General features: G+C 69.0%; 7 protein-coding genes and 1 tRNA gene. 3 read left to right on the plus strand and 5 right to left on the minus strand.

Translation table 11 applies throughout. The annotated features are described in order from the left end of the window. Positions 1 to 191: 191 nt before the first annotated feature. The gene (locus VJR25_RS00540; protein WP_324111429.1) at positions 192 to 1250 is read left to right on the plus strand and encodes a tyrosine-type recombinase/integrase; all 1059 of its coding nucleotides are present in this window, start codon (positions 192 to 194) and stop codon (positions 1248 to 1250) included. Positions 1251 to 1426: 176 nt separating this feature from the next. Here the strand turns inward: VJR25_RS00540 and VJR25_RS00545 are convergent. Both VJR25_RS00545 and ilvD read right to left on the minus strand, forming a co-directional pair. Next, a tRNA-Ser gene (locus VJR25_RS00545) sits at positions 1427 to 1517 on the minus strand. Positions 1518 to 1562: 45 nt separating this feature from the next. Then, positions 1563 to 3464, minus strand: coding sequence for a dihydroxy-acid dehydratase (gene ilvD, locus VJR25_RS00550; protein ID WP_324111432.1), 1902 nt, complete (start codon positions 3462 to 3464; stop codon positions 1563 to 1565). A gap of 76 nt (positions 3465 to 3540) precedes the next feature. On the opposite strand from ilvD, the gene VJR25_RS00555 reads away from it, so the two are divergent. Next, complete coding sequence (locus VJR25_RS00555) at positions 3541 to 4335, plus strand: helix-turn-helix transcriptional regulator (RefSeq protein ID WP_324111434.1); 795 nt, start codon at positions 3541 to 3543, stop codon at positions 4333 to 4335. A gap of 18 nt (positions 4336 to 4353) precedes the next feature. On the opposite strand, the gene VJR25_RS00560 is transcribed toward VJR25_RS00555, so the two are convergent. Next, on the minus strand, positions 4354 to 5412 hold the full coding sequence (locus tag VJR25_RS00560; protein ID WP_324111436.1) for a hypothetical protein: 1059 nt from the start codon (positions 5410 to 5412) through the stop codon (positions 4354 to 4356). 139 nt (positions 5413 to 5551) lie between these two features. Here VJR25_RS00560 and radA point away from each other — a divergent pair, with 139 nt between their 5' ends. Then, positions 5552 to 6943 (plus strand): DNA repair protein RadA, encoded by a 1392-nt coding sequence (gene radA, locus VJR25_RS00565; protein ID WP_324111438.1) that lies wholly within the window; start codon positions 5552 to 5554, stop codon positions 6941 to 6943. A gap of 53 nt (positions 6944 to 6996) precedes the next feature. On the opposite strand, the gene VJR25_RS00570 is transcribed toward radA, so the two are convergent. Together VJR25_RS00570 and VJR25_RS00575 are read right to left on the minus strand one after the other, a co-directional pair. Further along, complete coding sequence (locus tag VJR25_RS00570; protein WP_324111440.1) at positions 6997 to 7701, minus strand: hypothetical protein; 705 nt, start codon at positions 7699 to 7701, stop codon at positions 6997 to 6999. Positions 7702 to 7800: 99 nt separating this feature from the next. Beyond that, entirely contained in the window at positions 7801 to 8322 is a 522-nt protein-coding gene (locus VJR25_RS00575) for an amino-acid N-acetyltransferase (protein ID WP_324111442.1), read from the minus strand. Between the last annotated feature and the right edge of the window lie 64 nt (positions 8323 to 8386).

The raw sequence follows: 8386 nt of genomic DNA on the forward strand, positions 1-8386 counted from the left end.
CAGGGCACGCGAAAGTAGGGTGGGACACGTCGAGGTCTCTTTGCGGATGGCGAGCGTAGGAACTTCCATCCTCCGGGAGACCTCGACCCCTACCCCGCCAACGCCAAGCTCACCCGGCTACACCCTCGTTCGCGAAGAGCCGCATTCACGTCTACAAGACGAAGGAAGGACGCCGCTATCTGGTCAGGTACATGAAGCCTGACGGGCGACAAGCCAGCAAGCGGGGATTCGCCAGAAAGAAGGACGCCGCCGACTACCTGGCTACGGTCGATGTCGGCATTGGCGGCGGCACATACATCGATCCGAGAAATGGCCGGACTCCCCTGGGAGAGTTGGGCGCCACCTGGATTCAAGATCAGAGGGCAGTACTCAAGCCGTCCACATACCATTCGGTGGAGTCGTCCTGGCGGATCCACGTCGAGCCTCGGTGGAGCAAGAAGCACATCGAGGACATTCAGCACAGCGATGTCCGCCGGTGGGTCGCTGAGCTGGCCACGGTATACAGCGCCACGACCGTTATCCGTGCTCACGGCGTGCTTGCCAACATCCTGGAGATCGCCGTCCGCGACAAGTTGATCCCCACAAACAACGCGCGAAACGTGCCCCTCCCGCGCAAAGGACACGAGGCTCGTGTCTACCTGACGCACGCGCAGGTCGACGCGCTTGCAGAGCAGGCACGCTACCCGGACCTCGTCTTGACCTTGGCTTACACCGGCCTCCGTTGGGGCGAGGCGTCCGCGTTGCGCGTTCGGAACATCGACACAGCCAAGCGCCGCCTGCGCGTCGAGCAGAACGCCGTCACCGTCAACGGCAAGATCCGCGTGGGCACCCCGAAGACGCATGTGAGCCGAACCGTGCCCTATCCCGCGTTCCTCGACGAGTACTTCCAACACACGAAGGCCACGCGGTCACCGGATGCGCTCGTCTTTGGCGACGGAGTGGAGCACCTGCGGCTGCCCAACTCCAAGGACGGTTGGTTCGCCGCAGCCGTCCGACGCTGTCAACGGGCGGACCCGACGTTTCCGCGGCTCACGCCGCATGACCTGTGGCACACCGTCGCGAGTCTCGCAGTGAGTGCAGGGGCCAACGTCAAGGCGGTCCAGCGAATGCTCGGCCACGCATCAGCGGTGATGACGCTCGACACATATGCCGACCTGTTCGACGACGATCTCGACGGCGTCTCGACGGCGCTCGATGTTGCTCGGTCAACATCTCGGTCCCGAGACGACGGCAACTCAGGCGAGCACTAAGCGACTTGCTCGAGATCCGCTCAACCACTGGCATCCGGCCGTGTATCGAAACTTTGTCCCGCGCCCAGAACACGATTCCCGCAGAATCTTCCCAAATTCTTCCCACGAGCCCGTTTCGGCTCATAACGAAGGCCCCGCATCCCTTGAAAACACTGGGATGTCGGGGCCTTCGAACGTGGCGGTGACGGTGGGATTTGAACCCACGGTAGGGGGTTACCCTACACAACTTTTCGAGAGTTGCACCTTCGGCCGCTCGGACACGTCACCGCGGACCAGTGTACGCGACGGTCGGCGTCCTCGCGAATCGACGGGTCAGCTCAGCACGGGCTCCCGCTCGGTCGCCGCCTGCATGGCCGCCTCCACGACGGCGACGTCGCGGACGGCGCCCTTGTCGGCCGACTGAGCCATCACGGCGTAGGCGCGCAGGGCGGGCGAGACAACGCGTTCGCGGTTGCGCGGACGGTAGCCGCCGCCATCCAGCAGCGCCCGACGGCGCTCGTCGAGCACCTCATCGGACACCTCGAGCGACAGAGCGCGGGTGGCGATGTCGATCGAGACGATGTCGCCGTCCTCCACCAGCGCGATGACGCCGCCGGACGCCGCCTCGGGCGAGACGTGTCCGATCGACAGACCCGAGGTGCCGCCGGAGAAGCGGCCATCGGTGATCAGTGCGCACTTCTTGCCGAGCCCGCGGCCCTTGAGGAACGAGGTGGGGTGCAGCATCTCCTGCATGCCCGGCCCGCCCTTCGGACCCTCGTAGCGGATGACGACCACGTCGCCTTCGACGACCTGCTTCGAGAGGATCTTCTGCACGGCCTCCTCCTGCGACTCGCACACGACCGCAGGCCCCGAGAACGTGAAGATCGACGGGTCGACGCCGGCCGTCTTCACGACCGCGCCGTCGACGGCGATATTGCCGCGCAGCACCGCCAGGCCGCCGTCCTTCGAGTACGCGTGCGCGACGTCGCGGATGCAGCCGCCCTCGGCGTCGGTGTCGAGTGCGAGCCAGCGCTCCGACTGCGAGAACGCCGTCGAGGAGCGCTTGCCGCCGGGCGCGGCATGCCACAGGTCGAACGCCTCGTCGATCGCCGCGCCGGAGCGGATGTCCCAGGCATCCAGCCATTCGGCGACGGTCGCCGAGTGCACGGTGTGCACGTCCTCGTCGAGCAGCCCGCCGCGGCGCAGTTCGCCGAGGATCGCTGGGATGCCGCCGGCGCGATGCACGTCCTCCATGTAGTACGTGCGGTCTCCGGCGACGTTCGGGGCGACCTTCGCCAGGCACGGGACACGGCGCGAGACCGCGTCGATGTCGTCCAGCCCGAAGTCCACGCCGGCCTCGTGCGCGGCGGCGAGCAGGTGCAGGATCGTGTTGGTCGAGCCGCCCATGGCGATGTCGAGCGCCATGGCGTTGCCGAACGCGGCCGGGGTGGCGACGTTGCGGGGCAGCACCGAGGCATCCTCGTCGTCGTAGTAGCGCTTGGCAATGTCGACGACGAGCTTGCCGGCGTTCTCGTACAGCGCGCGGCGCGCGGTGTGGGTGGCGAGGGTCGAGCCGTTGCCGGGAAGCGACAGACCGATCGCCTCGGTGAGGCAGTTCATCGAGTTGGCGGTGAACATGCCCGAGCACGAGCCGCACGTCGGGCAGGCGTTCTCCTCGATGCGCAGGATGTCGGCATCCGACACCGACTCGTTGACGGCCTCGGAGATCGCGTCGACCAGGTCGAGGGTGCGCACGGTGCCGTCGACGAGGGTCGCCCGGCCGGACTCCATCGGACCACCCGACACGAACACGGTCGGGATGTTCAGCCGCAGCGCCGCCATCAGCATCCCGGGCGTGATCTTGTCGCAGTTGGAGATGCAGATGAGGGCGTCGGCGCAGTGCGCCTGCACCATGTACTCGACCGAGTCGGCTATGAGCTCGCGCGACGGCAGCGAGTAGAGCATGCCGCCGTGGCCCATGGCGATGCCGTCGTCGACCGCAATCGTGTTGAACTCGCGCGGGATGCCACCCGCAGCACTGATCGCCTCGGAGACGATGCGTCCCACCGGCTGCAGGTGCGTGTGACCGGGCACGAACTCGGTGAAGCTGTTCGCCACGGCGATGATCGGCTTGCCGAAGTCGGCCTTGTCCACGCCGGCGGCCATGAGCAGCGCGCGAGCGCCCGCCATGTTGCGGCCGTGGGTGACGGTACGGGAACGCAGAGGAATCGCCATGTTCGCAGGATGCCGGATGCCGCCGAGGTGCGGAAGACGGCGCCACTACTAGTAGTGGTACTACTACGCTGGGACCGTGAGTCAGCCCACCGGACGCCGTGCGGAACTCGGCGCGTTCCTGCGCGCCCGGCGCGAGCAGCTGGTGCGCGCCGATCACGGCCTGCCGCCGGCCGGCCGTGGACGCACCGTGGGCCTGCGCCGAGAGGAGGTCTCGTACCTCTCGGGGGTGAGCGTCACCTGGTACACATGGCTCGAGCAGGGCCGCGACATCAACCCGTCGCAGCAGGTGATGGATGCCGTCTCCCGCGTGCTGCGGCTCGACGACGCCGGACGCCGATACGCCCTGTCGCTCGCCGGCCTTCCGCCGTCGAGTGCCCTCGACGAGCCGCTCACCGGGGAGTTGCCCGCGCACGTGCAGCACCTGCTCGACGCTCTCGGCGACAACCCTGCCTTCGCTCTGACCCCGGACTGGCGGATCGCGGGCTGGAACGCCGCCTACGAGCGGCTGTACCCGAACGTCGCCCGCATCCCCGCCGCGGACCGCAACCTGCTGCGCGTCGTGTTCACCGACCCCGCCGTGCGCACGCTGCTGGCGGACTGGCCCGAGACGAGTCGCCGGTTCCTGGGCGAGTTCCGTGCCGAGACGGCCGCCCGGCTGGCGGATCCCGACCTGCGCGCGTTCGTCGACCGTCTGAGGGAAGACAGCCCGGAGTTCCGTGAAGGCTGGGCACGCCACGACGTGCAGGGGTTCACCTCCCGTGAGCGGGTGTTCCACCATCCGGATGCCGGGCTCGTGCGCTACGAGCACCACCAACTGCGTCCGTCGGATTTCCCGGGCGTGCAGATCGTCGCCTACACGCCCGTGGCCTGAGCCGGTCGACGCCTCGTCTCACCAGGTCGCGGCCACCTCCGCGTGGGTGCGCAGGATGCCCTCGGTGGTGCCCGCGGGTGCCCGCCCGATGCCGCACTCCGTGGCCACGCCGAACGCGTCGACGTGGCGGCGTGCGACCGCGATGCGACGCTCGGCGCCCTCGTCCCCGTCTTCGCGGTGCACGAGCCCGAGATACAGCTCGGTGTCCCCGATGCGCAGGTCGTCGAGTGGAGCGTAGTAGGCGTCGTCGTCGCGCTCGATCGGCACCGGCAGATGGATCCAGTCGACTCGGCGGGACGCGGCATCCACGACCTCGTTCGCGAATCGCACCAGGTTCGCGGCGTCCGTCGGCTCGATGAAGTGCTTCTCGGCGACGTCGCCGTAGCAGAGGTGGAATCCGACCTCGACGTCGGCGGGCACGCGTTCGACCTGCTCGATCGACCGGGAGGTGAGCCCCGCCCACACGTCGTCGCCCCACCACGACGACATCGGCAGCGCGCCGGGCCGCTCGACGTTCTCGATGATGTTGAATTCGACGGCGTTGTCCCACTGGATCGCGAGGTCGTCGTGCGGCACGGCATCCAGGATCGCGTCGAGTTCGCGGTACATCGCCCGCCGATAGACGGGCTCGATCGCGGCGCGCTGATCGGCCGGGAAGAATGCGCCGACCACGGCCAGCGGCGTGGGCAGGGACACTTGGAACCGCGTGCCCGACGCGATCACGCCCTCGTTCCGCAGACGGGTGAAGACCGCGTACGACTCGATGGCCGCGTCGGCGTATCCGAGCGACGGGAAGACGATGGTCGCAGGATCGACGCCGTCCGCCACGCGCAGCGGACGAGCGTCGAGCATGCGCAGCGGTATCGGATGCTCCCCCACCCGCTCGATGCCGTCGGCCTGTCCGAGGACATCCGGCTGGAACATGATCCAGTGGAATCGCTTGCCGGGCTCGCCGTCGGGGATGCGCTTGAGGAGCGGCCCGAGGATCTCGGCTGCGGCACGCATCGTCGTCTCGGCGTCGTCGTAGTTCACGCTGCCGACGAGAAGGGCACCCTGAGGCTGGTTCGGTTCGGTCATGACTTCCTTCTCTCCGGGCACGCAGACCATTGTGCATACCGGGTCCGACATCGGCGAAAACGGGTGCCACGGCAGGTCATCGAACCGCGGGACGACGCGGATGCCGGTGGATGTCGGTGGCCCCGCATACGCTCGGTGCATGGCCACGAAACGTCCCGCGCAGACCGCTCCGTTCCGTTGCACGGAGTGCGGGTGGACGACGCTGCGGTGGGTGGGCCGGTGCGGCGAATGCCAGCAGTGGGGAACGGTGGTCGACGCGGGCGAGCAGACCGGCATCGTCAAACTGGTCACCGCGACCGCTCCCACCCGCCGGGCACGGCCGATCACGCACATCGACACGACCGACACGGTGCGACGCACCACCGGCATCGGCGAGTTCGACCGGGTGCTCGGCGGCGGGCTCGTGCCCGGCGCCGCCATCCTGCTGTCGGGCGAGCCGGGCGTCGGCAAGTCCACGCTGCTGCTCGAAGTCGCCGCACAAGGCGCCAAGTCCGGGCAGCGCGTGCTGTACGCGAGCGGGGAGGAGTCCGCTCCGCAGGTGCGGCTTCGCGCCGAGCGCACCGGGGCCCTGCACGATGAGCTGTTCCTCGCGAGCGAGACCGACCTCGGCACGATCCTCGGTCATGTCGACGAGGTGCAGCCCGATCTGCTGATCGTCGACTCCGTGCAGACCGTGTCGTCGGCGCAGAGCGACGGCGCCGCCGGGCATCCGAGCCAGGTGCGCGAGGTCGCGTCCGCGCTGATCCGGCTCGCGAAGGAACGCGACCTGCCGGTGATCATCGTCGGCCACGTCACGAAGGATGGCTCGATCGCCGGGCCCCGCATCCTCGAGCATCTCGTCGACGTCGTCTGCCATTTCGAGGGCGACCGGCAGACCTCGCTGCGGTTCGTGCGCGCGCTTAAGAACCGCTTCGGCGCCACGGACGAGGTGGGGTGCTTCGACATGACCGGCAGTGGCATCGCCGAGGTGCCCGATCCGAGTGCCCTGTTCCTCGGCCACGGCGACCCGGTCGAAGGCACCTGCGTGACGATCGCCTTGGAGGGCCGCCGGGCCCTGCCCGTCGAGGTGCAGGCTCTGACGATCCCGACCGGCATCCCGAACCCGCGGCGCATCGTCAACGGGGTGGACGCCGCCCGCGTGGCGATGGTGCTGGCCGTGCTCGAGAAGCGCGGCGGCATCAAGGTGTCCGACCAGGACGTCTACGTCTCGACCGTCGGCGGGGTGCGTCTCACCGAGCCCGCCGCCGACCTCGCGATCGCCGTCGCGGTCGCCAACGCCGTCACCGGCCACGCGATGCCGCGGCACGTCGCCGCGATCGGCGAGTTGAGCCTCGCGGGCGAGATCCGCCCGGTCACGCAGTCCGGGCAGCGCCGCGGCGAGGCCGGCCGACTCGGCTACCGGACGGTGGTGGATGCGGCTGCGTCCGATCTCGCCGGAGCGCTGGCCGCGGTCGGCACCACGCGGGCCCGCAGACGGCGGGTCTCCGCGCCGGGCGGCCCGCGCGATCTCAGCGACGTCCCGGAATTCTGAGCGGAGCCCGGCAGATGATTCCCGCTCGGTCTCCGCCCCGGGAACCGAGCGCGTCAGCCGAGCTGGAACAGGGTGTCGGTCAGCGAGGCGAACCCGCCGATCGACACCGTGAGGTGATAGGTCGCTCCCCCGCCGGGCGCCACCGGCCGCGTCTTGGACATGCAGCTGTTCACGGACGAACGGGTGCGGTCCCACACCACCGGCGTGGAGCTGGTCACCGTCTGCCCGGCCTTGAGCAGCACGACCATGTCGCTCGGGTTCTTCTGGCAGTCGGTGGAACGCCACCAGGTGTCCGTCCCGCTGGTGATCACGAACGACTGCGTCGCGGTGCCGACGTTGATCTTGCAGGGCTGCGCACTCGTGTTGGTGAGCTTGATCGTCAGCTTCGGGTCCTGATTCGAACCGTACACGGTGTGGTCGGTGAGGGGCTGCACGCTGACCGTGGACGCGTCGCAGGCCTGCGCGAGGACGGTGCCCGACGGCGACGGGGACGGCGAACCCGAGACAGTGGGCGTGGCGGACCCGGTGGGGCTCGGTGTCGGAGTGGGCGACGGGGAGGTCGGGCTCGGCGTCACAACAGACGCCGCACTCGTCGACGAGGTGGCGGCGCCGGATGCCGCGGCCGCCTTGCCCGACCAGGGCCGGGCGATGAGCAGCCAGACGACGGCGATGACGACCACGACGATGAGCAGCACCATCAGCCGGCGTCGCCGGAACACGGCCGCCGAGGGGCGGGGACGGGGCTCGGGAGGTGTCACGGTGCCAGGGTAAGCAGACGGTGCGCGGCATCCGCTGCGGGCACGCCTGAAACCCGCGGATCGTCAGATTCGCGACCGCGCCGGTGCCGGCCGTACCCCTCAGTCGAGTCGCTTGAGCATGCGCGTGTTGCCGAGCGTGTTCGGCTTCACGTGGGCGAGGTCGAGGAACTCGTGGATGCCGGCATCCGGGCTGCGCACCAGCTGCGTGTAGACGTCGGGGTCGACGATCTGCTCGCCGATGGGGGCGAAACCGCGTCGCGTGAAGAAGTCGACCTCGAAGGTGAGACAGAACAGGCGGGTGAGTCCCAGGTCCCGGGCGTTCGCCTCCAGCCCCTCGACGATCGCGCGGCCGACACCGCGGCGCACCCAGTCGTCCGAGACGAGCAGCGTGCGCACCTCGCCGAGGTCGTCCCACATCACGTGCAGGGCGCCGCATCCGATGAGCTGCCCGTCGGCCTCCGCCACGAGGAACTGCTGCGTGGCCTCGTACAGCACGACGATGTCCTTGCCGAGCAGGATCCCGCGCTGCACGTACGGCTCGAGCATGTCGTGGATGCCGACCATGTCGCTGCTGCGTGCCGGTCGAACGACAAACGGGGCCTGAGCTTGCCGAAGGGTCACCCGTCCAGCCTACGGCGCGCCGCCTGACAAACAGCGGATGCCCCGGCCGTCGCCGGGGCATCCG

This window comes from Microbacterium sp., assembly GCF_035277845.1.
In the GTDB taxonomy this organism is placed as follows: Bacteria; Actinomycetota; Actinomycetes; order Actinomycetales; family Microbacteriaceae; genus Microbacterium.